Source organism: Bifidobacterium sp. B4111 (assembly GCF_026537235.1).
Lineage (GTDB): Bacteria > Actinomycetota > Actinomycetes > Actinomycetales > Bifidobacteriaceae > Bombiscardovia.
In genome coordinates this window covers 46,234-61,330 of record NZ_JAFNMO010000002.1, presented here as the reverse complement: position 1 = coordinate 61,330, position 15,097 = coordinate 46,234, and the positions used below count along the sequence as shown (strand labels likewise).

At 64.6% G+C, this 15,097-nt stretch carries 5 protein-coding genes; 1 reads left to right on the top strand and 4 read right to left on the bottom strand.

Annotated features, from left to right (window positions below):
* Nucleotides 1-84: 84 nt before the first annotated feature.
* Complete coding sequence (locus J3T93_RS04170) at nucleotides 85-4,248, top strand: DNA-directed RNA polymerase subunit beta' (RefSeq protein WP_267430655.1); 4,164 nt, start codon at nucleotides 85-87, stop codon at nucleotides 4,246-4,248.
* A gap of 158 nt (nucleotides 4,249-4,406) precedes the next feature.
* Here J3T93_RS04170 and J3T93_RS04165 read toward each other — a convergent pair whose 3' ends face one another.
* From J3T93_RS04165 to J3T93_RS04150, 4 genes are read right to left on the bottom strand one after another with little or no spacing between them, the layout of a single operon-like run.
* Complete coding sequence (locus J3T93_RS04165) at nucleotides 4,407-6,818, bottom strand: transglutaminase-like domain-containing protein (protein ID WP_267430653.1); 2,412 nt, start codon at nucleotides 6,816-6,818, stop codon at nucleotides 4,407-4,409.
* Entirely contained in the window at nucleotides 6,815-8,065 is a 1,251-nt protein-coding gene (locus tag J3T93_RS04160) for a DUF58 domain-containing protein (RefSeq protein ID WP_267430651.1), read from the bottom strand. The genes J3T93_RS04165 and J3T93_RS04160 overlap by 4 nt, the downstream gene beginning before the upstream one ends.
* A gap of 3 nt (nucleotides 8,066-8,068) precedes the next feature.
* Complete coding sequence (locus tag J3T93_RS04155; RefSeq protein WP_267430649.1) at nucleotides 8,069-9,574, bottom strand: AAA family ATPase; 1,506 nt, start codon at nucleotides 9,572-9,574, stop codon at nucleotides 8,069-8,071.
* Nucleotides 9,575-9,580: 6 nt separating this feature from the next.
* Nucleotides 9,581-15,007 carry an Ig-like domain-containing protein gene (locus J3T93_RS04150; RefSeq protein WP_267430647.1) on the bottom strand — a complete coding sequence of 1,809 codons (5,427 nt, stop codon included), beginning with the start codon at nucleotides 15,005-15,007 and terminating at the stop codon, nucleotides 9,581-9,583.
* Nucleotides 15,008-15,097: the final 90 nt, after the last annotated feature.

Here is a 15,097-nt window from a genome sequence, read left to right as displayed (position 1 = left end):
CCAGTCACAGGGATGCCCGTCTGACGGGCATCCCGCCAAGAGGCAAACTTCAGAGCAGTTACAAGATCAGAGACAGGACACAGAGTGCTGGACGTCAATGCATTTGACAAACTGAGAATCGGACTGGCCACCGCCGACGACATCCGCGGCTGGAGCTATGGCGAGGTCAAGAAGCCCGAAACCATCAACTACCGTACCTTGAAGCCCGAGAAGGACGGTCTGTTCGGCGAGCAGATCTTCGGACCCACCCGAGATTGGGAGTGCGCCTGCGGCAAGTACAAGCGCGTGCGCTTCAAGGGGATCGTCTGCGAGCGTTGCGGCGTGGAGGTCACCCGCTCCCGCGTCCGCCGCGAGCGTATGGGCCACATCGAGCTGGCCGCCCCCGTCACCCACATCTGGTTCTTCAAGGGCGTGCCTTCCCGGCTGGGATACCTGCTGGACATTGCGCCCAAGGACTTGGAGAAGGTCATCTACTTCGCGGCCTACATGGTCACCAAGGTGGACGAGCAGCAGCGCCACAAGGATCTGCCTGACCTGCAGGACGAGTTCGACAACGAAATCTCCCAGCTGGAGAAAAAGCGCGACCTGGAGATAGACAAGCGCGCTAAGAAGCTGGAAGAGGACCTGGCCGAGCTGGAGAAGACCGACGAGGTCAAAGGTTCTATGAAGGCACGTCTGCGCAACGGTGCCGAGCGGGACATGACCGCCATCCGCAAGCGTTACGACGATCAGATTCAGAGGATCACCGCCGTCTTCGACCGCTTCAAGACCCTGAAGCCCGGCGATATGGAAGGCGACGTGGACCTGTGGCGGGAGATGCAGGACCGCTACGGTGACTACTTCGAGGGCTGCATGGGTGCCGAGGCCATCAAGAAGCGCCTGCAGGACTTCGACCTGGAGGGTGCCGCCAAGGAGCTCCGCCACGAGATCGATACCGGCTCCGGCCAGCGCAAAGCCCGTGCCCTCAAGCGGCTCAAGGTGGTCTCCGCCTTCCTGAACACCGGCAACAAGCCCGAGGCCATGGTCCTGGATGTCGTCCCGGTCATTCCGCCCGACCTGCGCCCCATGGTGCAGCTGGATGGCGGCCGTTTCGCCACCTCCGACCTGAACGACCTCTACCGGCGCGTCATCAACCGCAACAACAGGCTCAAGCGCCTGATCGAGCTGGGCGCTCCCGAGATCATGCTCAACAACGAGAAGCGCATGCTCCAGGAGGCTGTGGACTCCCTCTTCGACAACGGCCGCCGTGGCCGTCCCGTCACCGGAGCCTCCAACCGTCCCCTGAAGTCCCTGGCAGACATGCTCAAGGGCAAGCAGGGCCGCTTCCGTCAGAACCTGCTGGGCAAGCGTGTGGACTACTCCGGCCGTTCCGTGATCGTAGTCGGGCCCTCCCTGCGCATGCACCAGTGCGGCCTGCCCAAGCCCATGGCCTTGGAGCTCTTCAAGCCCTTCGTCATCAAGCGCTTGGTGGACCTCAACTACGCCCAGAACATGAAGAGCGCCAAGCGCCTGGTGGACCGTGGCGACCCCGAGGTCTGGGGCGTGCTGGAGGAGGTCATCTCCGAGCATCCCGTCCTGCTCAACCGTGCGCCTACGCTGCACCGTTTGGGCATCCAGGCCTTCGAGCCCATCCTGGTCGAGGGCAAGGCCATCCACCTGCCCCCGCTGGCCTGCGCGGCCTTCAACGCCGACTTCGACGGCGACCAGATGGCAGTTCACCTGCCCCTGTCGGCTGAGGCCCAGGCTGAGGCCCGCTCGCTCATGCTGGCCTCCGACAACATCCTCAAGCCTGCCGACGGCCACACGGTCACTATGCCTTCTCAGGACATGATTCTGGGTCTGTACTACTTGACCACGGTGGTTGACGGCGCCAAGGGCCAGGGCCGGATCTTCTCCAGCCTGGCTGAGGCCCGGATGGCCCTGGACCTGGGTGAGATCGACATGCAGGCCAAGATCCTGCTGCGGGTCCCCGCCGACTTCGTCATGCCCAAGGACTGGAAGCCCGGCGACCTCAAGGTCGTCGAGCCCGAGCCCGGCAGCCCCGACGTGGTCAAGGAGGAGGTCTTCAAGGACGGCTCCCGTCTGTTCGCCACCAACTACGGGCGGGTCCTGTTCAACCGGACGTTGCCTGTGGACTACCCCTTCATCAACGAGCAGGTGCCCAAGGGCAAGCTGTCCGGCATTGTGGACGACATCGCCACCCGGTACTCGACCGCCCAGGTCGCGGCCACCCTGGATGCCCTGAAGGATCTGGGCTTCACCCGGGCCCAGTGGTCCGGCGTGACCATGGCCTTCTCCGACATCGTGGTGCCGCCCGAGCGCAGCGAGATCGTCAACGAGTACCAGGGACAGGCTGCCAAGGTCAACTCCCAGTATGACATGGGTCTGCTGACCGACGAAGAGCGCCGTCAGGAGCTGATCAACCTGTGGACCGAGTGCACCGACAAGGTGGCTGACGCCATGCAGGAGCACTTCACTCCGGACAACAATGTGAACATCATGGTCCAGTCCGGCGCACGAGGCAACTGGATGCAGATCCGCCAGATCGCCGGCATGCGAGGCCTGGTGGCCAACCCCAAGGGCGAGATCATCCCTCGACCGGTCAAGTCCAACTACCATGACGGTCTTTCGGTGCTGGAGTACTTCATCTCCCAGCACGGCGCACGCAAGGGTCTGGCCGACACCGCACTGCGTACCGCCGAGTCGGGCTACCTGACACGTCGTCTGGTTGATGTCTCCCAGGATGTGATTGTGCGCGAGGAGGACTGCGGCACCATGCGCGGTCTGACCATGAAGGTGGCCGAGCGCGACGAGCAGGGCAACCTGGTCCTGGTCAAGGCCGCCGACGGCGGACCCTACTCCAGGCTCCTGGCCGCCGACGTTATCGACCCCAAGGACGGCAAGACCGTGCTTTACAAGCGCGGCGATGCCCTGTCCATGGACGTGCTTCGCGACATGGTCGCCCACGGCGTGGAGGAGGTCAAGGCCCGCTCGGTCCTGACCTGCGAGTCTACCCGCGGGGTGTGCGCCAAGTGCTACGGCTGGTCCCTGGCCACCAACAAGCTGGTGGACGTTGGCGAGGCCGTGGGCATTGTGGCCGCGCAGTCCATAGGCGAGCCTGGCACCCAGCTGACGCTGCGTTCCTTCCACTCCGGCGGCGTGGCTTCGGCCTCCGACATCACCCAGGGTCTTCCCCGTGTCACCGAGCTCTTCGAGGCCCGTACCCCCAAGGGCGAGGCACCCATTGCGGAGTTCCCTGGAACCGTCAAGGTGGAGGACACCGACCGCGGCCGTCAGGTGACACTGACCCCGGATGACACCTCCGTGGAGGCGCTGACCTACCCGGTCACCCGCCGTGCGCCCATGATGGTCAAGGATGGACAGCACGTCGAGGCCGGCACCCAGCTGATTGAGGGCTCCGTAGACCCCAAGAAGATCCTGCGTATCCTCGGACCGCGTGCCGCCCAGGTGAACATCGTCAATGAGGTGCACACGGTCTACCGCTCCCAGGGCGTGGACATCCACGACAAGCACATCGAGGTCATCGTCCACCAGATGCTCCGTCGCGTGACGGTCATCGACTCGGGCGACACCGACCTCCTGCCCGGCGAATTGGTCGACCAGGCCAAGTTCAAGGCTGCCAACATGAAGGCCGTCAAGGCCGGAGGAAAGCCGGCCGCTGGACGCCCCGAGCTCATGGGCATCACCAAGGCCTCCTTGGCCACCGACTCCTGGCTGTCGGCCGCCTCTTTCCAAGAGACGACCCGCGTCCTCACCGAGGCCGCCCTGAACCAGAAGGTCGACGACCTGAAGGGCCTCAAGGAGAACGTGATCATCGGCAAGCTGATCCCGGCAGGCACCGGCTTGGCCAGGTACCGCAACGCCACTGTGGAGCCCGACAAGGCCATCCGCGACACCATCTACCCCAACTTCGGTCTGGGTGGCGGCGACGTGGATCTGAGCGATGCTGATCTGAATGATGTAGACTTCTCCAACATCGACTTCGGGGACTTGAAGCTGGGCGACGACTTCAACCCGGACGATTTCCTCAATGACCAGGGCGGCCAGAACCATCTGGACACCCCCAACGTGCAGGATCCGTCAGCTGAGGCCGGCGATCAGACGGCTGCCACCACGAACACGGGATCTTCGGATGCCGCCGATGGCAGTGACTCCGCCCAGAATCCGTCCCAGCAGTCCGGTTCGGCCACCTTCTCCTCTTCGGAGGATCAGCACTCCAACCAGTGAGCGTCTGAGCAACCGGTAGCCGCCGATTCGCTTGAGCCGGATGACCCGGCTTGGCGGATTCGGCTACCGGATATGTGATAAAGGATGAGGGCCTGTGTAATCGCTACGATTGCACGGGCCCTCATCTTGTTTTTCTCGCGGTCCAGGTTGCAGGCAGGTCAGCGCAGGTGCCTAGGGGAAAGCAGGGTGCGCCAACGCCGGGTTCGTGGCAGGGATGCCAGAATGGCGGATCTGAGCTTGTCGACCAGCTGCCAGCAGTCTTCGACCTCCTGCTCATCTGAAGGGTGACGGTCGAACGAGGCCTGATCAGCCATGTTGCGCAGTCGATCCAGATCCCGATGCAGCCCAGCCGACGAGGACCCTGGGGGGTCGGTCAGCAGGGTCTGGGCGATCAGAGCTGCCTGCTCGCTACGGGTGCCATCCAAGGACAGGCCGGTCTGTCTGCCCAGGTTGCCGATCTGTCGCCAGCCGGCGCGGATGCGTGTCTTCGGATCGCCGGTCGACCGGGCCCGTCGGCGCAACCAAGCCTTGACGGCCAGCAGGAGCAGAGCCAGGAGAGCGGGCAGCCAGACCGGCATGGTCCAGAGCGCCACTTTGGCTATCAAAGGGCCGTACCGCTTCCAGAAGGAGGGTGAAGACTGCCGGGATGCTTCCTGCCCGCCGACGGTAGTCCGACCCTGGGTGGTCCGGTCGTCGCGGGGAGGATCGACCAGCGGGGGCGGTGGCTGGCGAACCAGGGTACGCGGGTTGGGTGGCGTAGAGTCCAGGGACCTGTCAGGGGTCTTGGTCTCCGGTGGCGTGGGGTAGAAGGGGACCCATCCCAGACCCTCTAGGTTGACCTCCACCCAGGCCTGGGCATCGCGTCCTGTGAAGTCGATTCTGGTGCTGCCGTCCGCCTGGGTCCTGGTCCGTTCCCTGCTGATGGAGCCGTCACGGTTCTTGGGCAGGAATCCCAAGACCACCCGGGATGGCAGGCCCATCTGCCGGGCCAGGAGGGCCATGGCTGAGGCGTATTGTTCGCTGTCGCCCACCATGGCCTGGCCCTGCAGGAGTTGATTGATTCGATAGTCGCCGTGGCCGGAGGCCGAGGGGTAATCGCCGGCCAGACCGTGGGAGAACCACCCCTCCCGGTGCAGCCGTTCCTCGATGGCCAGAGCCCTGGCACCGCCGCGCACCTGCATGGAGGTCATGGAGGCAGCCGCCTTGGGCAGGCTCTCTGGAGCATCCGCCAGGGGAGGCACCTGCACATCTCCCGGATCGCTGTCGGCGATGCGACGGGTTGCTGGTCTATCTTCGGCCAGGCCATGCACTGTATAGCTGGTTCCCTTCTGCAGGGCCTGATCGGTCAGGACAGTGTCTGTGGCCTTGTTGAAGTAGAGATCCTCCCTTTGCAGGCCCTTATCCGTATCGATACCGTTGACCTGTCCAGCGGAAGGCAACCAGGCGTGGTTGAATCCCTCTCGAATCTGGAAGGTTGCTGTAAAAGGTCGTCCGGTCGATTTGGTGTCTTTGGCCTTCTCCTGGTGTGTTTCTGTGCGGATCTGAACGCCGATGCGCCGGTAGTCGGCGGCTCCTGCACCTGAGGAGTCGGACAGATTCCAGACCTTGCCGTCATAACGGTCCATGACGGCCATACGGACTGGGGTGCCAGCGGGCAGGTTGCGGACCGTGACTAGGATATCGTCGCGGTGACGTTTGATGTAGGCGCGGTAATCGCTCAAGGGGCTGGTGAACTGGTAGGGGTCTATGGGCGGCTGGTAGTGGTCGCGAATGACCAGTCGGGTCGGGGCGGGCAGGAGCCCAGCGGAGAACATCAGTCCGGCTGCCAGGGCTAGGGTCAGGAGGGCGGATGCGGGCCCCTGCAGACGCAGCAGCCCCAGACCACTGGCGCACCAGATCAGCAGGAGCAGCCAGAGGATGCCACCTGTCAATGCCGGATAGAGGCCTCTGCTGGTGCCCAGGGCAGCTGACACAGCCATGGTGGCCAGGATGGGCAGGGTGGCTGTCAGGACGGCTACGGGGTGCGCCGGCCGTCCCAGGTTGCGGCCTAGACCATGGCGGGCCAGCAGCACGGCCAGGTAACAGGTCCAGAGCATCAGCGTCCACAGGGCCATCAGTCCGCCTGCCTCCTGTCCAAGGGGCGGGTCGATGGCTGCCAGGGTCTTGAACGCGCCGAAGGTGGCGGACCATCCTTGTGCCAGGGTTGCCCGGGTGGGCAGGACATGGGCCATGGTGGTCCCGTTCAGAGCGAATATAGGTCCTAGTAGGAACTGGGCGGCAATCAGCAGCAGAGGCTGGAGAAGGGCAGTGGCGATCCCACGGCGGGGGAGCATGGCGATCAGCAGTCCGGTCAGACAGGCGGCGGCTCCCACTGTCAGCCAGAAGGGCAGGCTGCCATAGACCGGCAGCAGCTGGAGTCCGGCCAGCAGATCAAGTGGGGCCAATGCGGCGACCAGAATAGCGGGGGAGCGGCGCCTGGTCGGGTCGACAGTGGATTGCAGACCAGACCGGTCGATCAGGCGGATAGGTTCCCTCTGGGCTTGGTCCATCCATGATGCGGATGTGCTCATGGCTGGTTCTCCAAGAGGATGGGAAGGTCCTTCCTGTTGCCCACAACAGCGTTGACCAACCCCGGTTGCGTCTGCAGGCTTGGATGGGCATCCAGGTCAGCAGCTAGCAGCATGACCGGGGATGCGTTCTGGGCCGATCCGTCCGCTAGGACTGAGGGTTGGCGGTCACCCAGCGGACCGGTCACCAGGATGGTCAGACTGGTTTGCTCGGGAGCATCAGCCAGATCGGGCTTGTCGTAGCTGTCCTGGCGGGGGCGGATGGCACTGCAGGCATCCAGAAAGCTTCGGGGATCCTCCGTAGGCAGGGTGGTGGTCCCATGGGCATCGGGATCGTCCGGTTCTGGGGCCAGTGCTTGCAGCCGACGGCCGTCAAGCAGGCATCGGCAGCCCAGAGAGGCATAGATTTCGACTGCCAGCTCGAACTCATCCGCGCTCCTGTAGGAGATGGCCTGGCCGTCCAGGATCAGTTTGATTCTGGTGCGCAGGGTGGGCTCGTACTGGCGGACCATCAGGGTGCCGGCCCGGGCGGTGGATAACCAGTGAACCCGTTTTATGTCGTCGCCCGGAACGTAGGGGCGTAGGGCATGGAATTCCAGATCGTCGTCGACAATGCCGGGGCCAGGGTCCCCCTCCAGGTCGCGCTCCAATCCGGCTTCGAGGGGCGGCAGTGTCACCGTGCGGGGATGGATATAGAGTTTGCGGGCGCCGCTCAGAATTCGGCGGCGACGGATGAGCCCCAGCGGATCCCCAGCCTCCATGGTCACCGGGCCTAGGTCAATCACGCCACGGGACCTGGCCTCCAGTTTCAAGCGGATCTGGTGACTCTGACCGGGTGTCAGGGCTGGCAGCGGTGCCATGACGGTTCCTTGGCCTAGGGCCAGGCCGATTCGGCCGCGGCGGGTGGAGCGGCTGCCTGGGTTGGTCAGCACCAGGATCAGCTCGGCCTGGCCACCCACCTCCAGGTGGCCTTGGTCCAGGCTCGTTTCAGCGCTACAGGACAGGTTGCCCAGGCTCATCAACAACCCCAGTAGGAGCATGCCCACGCCCAGCAGAGCGCCCGCCAGCAGTTCACGCCAGCCTGTAGGGGCGAAGGCCAGAACGCACAGAAGCGTGGCCAGAGCCATAGCCCGGCCCAGGGCAGTGATCGACTGCCATAGGCCGGCGGCCCGGGATTGCAGGCTCTGTTCGGATCCTGTCGAGGATGTCGGTCTAGCTTTCGGGGCAGTTCGGCTGGCGAAGGCGGTCATGGCTCACTGCTCTCCTGTGGGGACGGGGACCTTGGCCAGGGCTTCGGCCAGCGCCTGGTGTTCATCCATGTCCGCCAGCCTGCTCTGGGAGGTCAGGATCAGCCGGTGGGCCAGGATGGGGTCGACCAGTTTCTTGACATCATCGGGAATCACGTAGTCACGGCCTTGGGCGCAGGCCCGGATCCTGGCGCAACGGACCAGAGCCAGCCCGCCTCTGATGGAGGAGCCGACCCGGATGGCGGGACTGTGCCGTGTGGCTTCGATGATGTGGATGACGTATTCCATGATGGAGGAATCGCAGAAAACTTTGGAGGCGCAGGCAGCCATGGCCTCCACCTGGGCGGCGTCGACCACCGGTTCCACCAGGCCTGCCCGGTCGCGGATGTCGGCTTCTTCAAGAATGCGCATGCTGGCATCGTGCCCAGGCGTCCCAAGCGAGGTGCGGATCAGAAAGCGGTCCATCTGAGCCTCGGGCAGGGCATAGGTGCCTAGCTGTTCGATGGGATTCTGAGTAGCCATCACCATGAATGGCCGAGGGAGGCGGTAGGTGCGGCCATCCACGGTCACCTGGCCCTCCTCCATGACCTCCAGCAGGGCCGACTGGGTCTTGGGGGAGGCTCGGTTGATCTCGTCGGCCAGAACCAGGGAAGCAAAGACCGGGCCGGGCCGGAAGGAGAATTGTCCTTGAGCCTGGTCATAGAAGGTCACACCCAACAGGTCGGAGGGCAGCAGGTCCGGGGTGAACTGGATCCGCTTGCAGTCCACGGCGATGGAGGCAGCCAGGGCGCGTGACAGCTGGGTCTTGCCAGTGCCCGGATTGTCTTCCAGGAGCACATGGCCTCCCGCGATCAGGGCGGTGACACATAAGGCGACGGTTTCCTCCTTGCCCAGCACCGCCTGGCCGACGTTGTCCACGATGGAGCGGAAGAGGTTGGCGAAGGTCGACACATCCACGGGGGCCTGGTTCTTGCCTGTGGCATGGCCTGAACGTCGCTGCTGCCTGGTCTCTGATGCCTGACCTCCTGCTTCGGTGGGAGGCCGTTGGTTCTGCCCGGTCTCGACTTCGTATCTGGGAACTGAGGTGCGCTCCAGCTGTGGGTGACGGGATTGATCGGTGGCGTCGACGAGGTCAGGCCCTGCAGGAGCTGAGGAGGACCGGGAGAACAGGTCACGGACTGGCTGATGACCGGGGATAGTCCCGTCTTCCACCATGGTGCGGTCCGATGGGGCAGATTCCGTCCCGGATTTCTGATTCATTTCTTGTCCGGCAGCCACGGGGATGCGGCCGGGCCTGGTCCGGTCGTCGTTCGCCGCCGAGTCAGATTCCTGCTGCCCCAGACCGGCCATGAGGGCCTGGCGCTGTCGCTTGAGTACATCCAGTCGGTCGGCGGGGATCCGTCGGCCTTCGTTGGTTGCCTCGCGGGCGGCCTTGGGGGTACTCCTCCTGGTCGCGTCATCCGGGATGGTGCCGTCCTGCTGGATGGGTTCCTGTGCGCTTCGATCATCCATGGTCATTCATCCTTGTCTGCTGAGGGACCCCTGACGGGTAAGGGTCTTGTCGCTTGGTTTGTCGGCATCCTCGGGCAGGGTCAGCTCCTTGGTGGCGGCGGGCGAATGGCCTTCGGACCCCACTCCACGGATGCGAGCTACCGCCCGGAAGTTCAGCCTGGCACCAGGTTTGACTGATCCGGCGGGCAGGGTGATGACATCACTGACCTCCGGCTGACCGCATGGCAGGGTCCAGGAAGCCTTGCCGGGGTCGAGGCCATCGATGCTCACCTGGATGTCTGCGCAGGGTCGGCCGTGTTCGGCACCAGGGTTCAGGACCAGCTTGACCTGATCCTTGCCTTGGTACTCCAGAGTCTGGAATGCAGGCGGATCCGGGTGCGACCAGGTGGCTCCAGAGGCTGAGGCCACAGGTCCTGATCCGGCCATATTGGCTGGGGTCACGCTCACTGTGCAGGTGCCTCCGGACTCGTCATGACCCACATCGAAGACCGCCTTGGTGGAGGTGGCCGACCGCCATCGTGGCGAACCGCAGCCGGAACCCTCCCCGTGGACCGTATAGCCCTGGATGGGTGAGCCATGATTCTCTGGCAAACGCCAGGTGACGGTCAGGGTTTCCTTGCTGCCGCCGTCCACAGTCAGTGCCTGCACGCCTCCGGGAAGTGCGTCTGGCCTTGCTGCCGCCGGCGAGGAGGCGGGGGACCAGCCCACCTGGTTATGGGCTTGGACAGTGAAGGAGTAATCATGGCCGTTGTCCAACCCGTCGACCCGGCAAGTGACGGCATTGCCGCAGGAGCGTTGTCCCGAGCCTGCCGATGAGGTGTAGGAGACTCGATACTCGTCCACCGGACTGCCGTTGGCTGCACCCGGCTCCCAGGCCAGCAGAACCGTTCCGTCGCCTGCCTGGGCCGCGCCCGACAGCATTCTGGGGGCCTGAGGGCGGTCGATGATGCCCACGGTGATGGTGGCGCTCACCCGGCGGCCCGGATCCCGGCTGCCATCCTCGACCGTGGCCAGAATGGTGTTGGTGGAGGCGCCGATGTCACGATCGGCTTTGATGGCGATCCTCCCGTCGCCCAGGTTGCTGGCTGTCAGACGTGAGGTGTCGTCGCTGACCAGGCCGACCACGCGCAGCGGGGTGTCGGGGAAGGGGTTGAGGGCATCGTCGAATAGGTTCAATTCCAGACTCTGACCGGCTTTGAGCCCCACCTGGCGTGAGGGGACCGAAGCCAGAGGCCGGGTGGTGGCGACGATGCGGAAGGTCAGGACCGTATGCACCTGGCCGGATGAACCGGCGATGGTTACCGACAGGGTGGCCTTGGTGCCAGGCGTTGCGGTCTTGTCAGCGGACACGTTCAGCTGGCCCCGAGGACTCAGCTTGGCATGGATCGGCCCCTGGGGGTCCCCGGAAGAGAATGTGCTGTCTGCTGGGTCGCTTCCCTGAGGCCAACGGGTCATGGCAGGCAGGGAGATGGTCTGTGCCGGCTCCCCGGCCACCAGATCGATGACCGGTGCCGAGAGGACAGGCGGGGATGCTCTGCCGCCTGTTACGGTGATGGGCAGGGTCAGCACCGACTCGTTGACGATGGCCTGGCTGCCTGGATCCCCATCACGGACGGCAAAGGTCAATGAGGCTGGACCGGCATAGTCCTTGGCGGCGGTGAACCTCAGGGTGTGCTCGTCCACATAGGGGTCGGACCCGTCGGACTTGGTGGCGGAAACGGACTGGCGGGAGGTGATCCGTGCGGTCTTGCCTGCGCCCACCCTGACCTGATCGGCGATGTCGATGGTGATGCTCTGACCAGCCCGCACTTTGAGGGCCGGAGCGCGTGGTCTTAGGACCGGGGGGAATACCCCATAGGCGGGGACCTTCACAAAGGCCATTGAGGTGATCTTGTACCGGGTGTTGGTGACGGTGTAAGGCACGGCCCTGGCCTGGTTGGTCAGGTCGATGACCAGCTTGGTGGAGCCGGTTTCGCCTACGGTCCTGGCATGGGCCCTGGCCCCAGGATGAATCCCCAGGCGCAGGTCATCGAGGGTGCCGGATGGATTGCTGATGGAGTCGGCCAGATTGACTTCCACGCTGCGCTTGTCCACCGTATCCTCGGGAGCCACCTGGTAATCCTGCGCTATGGGCGGCTGGATGGGGGCCTGGGGATCCGAGACCACGGTCAGGGTGGCCTGGTCGCTCAGCCCTGCCCGGTTGTGAGCCCGGTAGACCAGATAGGAGGTGCCTGGCTGTGAGGGGGCGGTCAGCCGGATCATGTCGTCCTTTACGCTGGCTTGGTCCAGGCCCTGGCGCTCCAGGTGGGGGTCCAGGCTCAAGGAGTCGTCATCCCCGGAGATGTCGTTGAGCAGAACCGGCACGTCGGCCACGGTCCCGGGCCGCAGCTTGACCTTGTCGTCCCGGGCGAAGACCCCGGTCACCGAGGAGTCGGGGAAGACGCCGATGCGCACGTGTGCCTGGGCGCGCTGCCCCATCCAGTCCTCCACGGCGTAGGTGAACTCGTCAGTGCCATGCGAGTCGGGATAGGCCTCATAGATCAGGTAGTCGGCACCGGCTTTGACGATCCTGCCCAGCCTGGGTGCCTGATTGCCCAAGCCGGACAGGGTGTCGCAGTCTCCGTCCGGGTCGATGCCGGTCAGGGGAACGGGGATGCGCACCTTGGTCCCGGCAGCCACCTGGGCCCGCAGATCCTTGGGTGTAGGCGCGGGCTTGCTGGCCGGGTCGGAGGCATGCACCCGGAAGGTGATGGTGCCTGAGGCCGCGTTGCCCAGATCGTCCCTGACCGTATAGGTGGCCGTGAAGTCCCCGGTGCGCTCGCTGGCCTGATATCTGACCGTATCCCCGGATACGAAGGCCAGTCCCGCAAAGACCCGCTGATCCGTAGTCAGCTGCTGGTCCAGGGTGACGCTGGTCCCGTCAGCGTGGGTGACCTTGTCCATGACTGGAACCGTGACCAGGCCCGATGAGCGGACCCCTACCGTCAGATTCGGGGCCTTGGGCGCTGAGGCTGCCCTGCTCAGGGAGGGAGGCTGCAGGACGATGGTCCCTTGGGCGCTGCCGCTGGCGTTGGCAACTGTGTAGGCAATGCTCAGCGGCCGTGTGGGGATTTTTCTGGCAGACAGGTAGACCCGGCGGTGGTCCACGATGCCGGCCTTGATGCCGGAGTCCGGATCCACCCGCACATCGGTCAGGGCCAGCACTCCGCCCATGGGATCCAGGTCGTTGTCGAGCGGGTCGACGATGGCGGTCTGGTCGGTCCCAAGTAGGGCTACATCGTTGACAGGAACCGGCAGCGCGGATCCGCCATGGTCGTGTTCTACCTCCAGCCTGACCAGCCCTTGGGTCTCCCGGTCACCCTGGGCCACCCGGTAGGGCACGTAATAGGTGCCCGGGTTGGCGGCGGTGGCAGTGAAGGAAAGGCTCTCGGTGTTGACCTTTGTCTGGATTCCGTCGGGCTTGTCGACCCGGATCAGGCGGAGGGGCTGAGCGGCATTGGCGTGTACGCTCCTGCTCAGGTCCACGGTGGCCTCTCGGCCGGCAGTGGCCTGGCGAATGACCGGATCGACCAGTGGGGCCAAGGTGTTGACGGGTCTAATGGTGAAATAGATGAGTCCCTGACCGCTCATGACTCCGTCTGAAACAGTGACTTTGACTGCCAGCTGACCGGAGGTGGCCGATCCGGCACTCATGGTCAGCTGTCCGTCAGCCCTGGTGGACAGGGATATCCGATCCGAATTGACGGACTCGGCACCGGCCAGGGTCAGGGGGTCCCCGTCGGGATCCTCGAAGCCGGCCAGGGCGTTGACGGTGGTTGTGGCTCCCTGCTCCACCTCGTACTCGGGAGGGGTATCGTTCTGGACCGGTGCCTGATCGCCTCGGTCCATCTTGGCTGGGGCAATGTTGAGGTCGATGCCAGCCGAGGAGACCTGGCCGCGTCCGTCGGTGATGGAGTAGTTGATCCGGGCCCGGCCGACAGGTGCGTCGCTGGCATCCACCTGCAGGTAGCGGCCGTTCATGACCGGGGTCAGGCGAAGGTTGCCCTGTGAGCTGCGTGCATCCTCGATTCGCAGAACCGAGCAGTCGGTCTGGTGATCGTTACGCAGGGGATCCAGCAGGGCTCTGGATCCGGCCCGAATGCCCAGACTGTCGTCCTCGGCCTGGATGGGTTGGGATCCTGATCGACAGGTGGCAGCGAACCGCTGACGATTGTCGGCCGAGTCCTGACGCTGATCGGTCCTGTCCGTGTGTTTGACCTCCATGGTCTGCCACTGCGGCCGAATCACCTTGGTGGAGGTTCGGGGATTCCAGACATCGCCGGTCAGTACGTCATTGAGGATGACCCTCCGGTGGTTGGCTCGGAAGACTAGATCCGAGGTGGGGCCGATGGCCTCCAGGGTGGAGGCACGCGGCTGCGGTGACCGAACCTGCGGCATGGCTGTCCCTGTTGCGCACAATCGCAGGAAATTGTTCCCCGAAGAGGCCCAGGCCGTCCAAAGGCATCCGCCAGAGGAGACCGGTTGAGCGGGTTGACCGCTGCTGCCGGTGTCTACAGTCTCAACCTTATTGCTGGGGTGATCCAGATCAACCAGGTGGACGCTTTCCTGATCGGTCAGGCCCACCCAGGGTCCCTGGCGGTCCATATCCACTGGAGTGGATTGGAGTTGCAGGTCTCCCCGGTGCGGTATCCGGATGGATCCCTGGGGCCAGTAAAGCCGGTCACCAGCCAAAAGGACGGGCCTTCCGTCGATGACGCTGAAGGCAGTGGCCCGGACGGGGATGTGGTTTGTCAGGGAGTCCAGTTCACGGTGGGCCCGGGAGTCTGGTCCGTCGATCCTCAACACGACCCCGTCCGAGGGCCGGTAGGCGTAGACGGCTCCGGAGGCATCCACGGTGACGGAGGCCCCGGAGCCCAGGGTCAGCACAGGGTCCCGGCGCTGCGGGTCCAGATCTCCCGGCGAAGCGGCCCGGCCCACCCAGATTTTGCCGGTCCGCGCCTGGAAGAGAACCAGTGTGGGTCCGTTGACCATCCGCTGGACCCTGGCATCCGAACGGGTGGTGTCCCCCAGGGTGGCGGTGGAGGCCGCTATGGGTGCCATGCCTCCCTCCCGGCCCAGGATGACCGCGTATCCGCTCTGGGCCAGGTCGAAGTGGTCGGTGCCCGTCGACAGGGCCACGTCCGCCTCTCCGATGTCGGGCTTGAACCGGGCGACCTTACGCTCGTTCTGGGAGGTGATCCAGATGCTGCCGTCATCCACCTGAACGGCACGGCGGTCCACCCCATGCACGAATAAGACGCCCAGGATGAGCAGGACCAGCGCCGTCAGCGTGACGGCCAGGATGGCGGCAGGGTTCTTGGCGCGGACGGCCAGAGCATGCCGCAGGCGCAGCCCGGCCCGGCGCATCCGCAGGAATCCTCCCTGCAAGTCCATAATCCCCTGGGTTCCTTTCCTGTCCTGCCACACAGGCTTAGCTTCTTAACTCGTCCCGGACCGCCGTAAATGCTCTCTCTGAGGACTGAT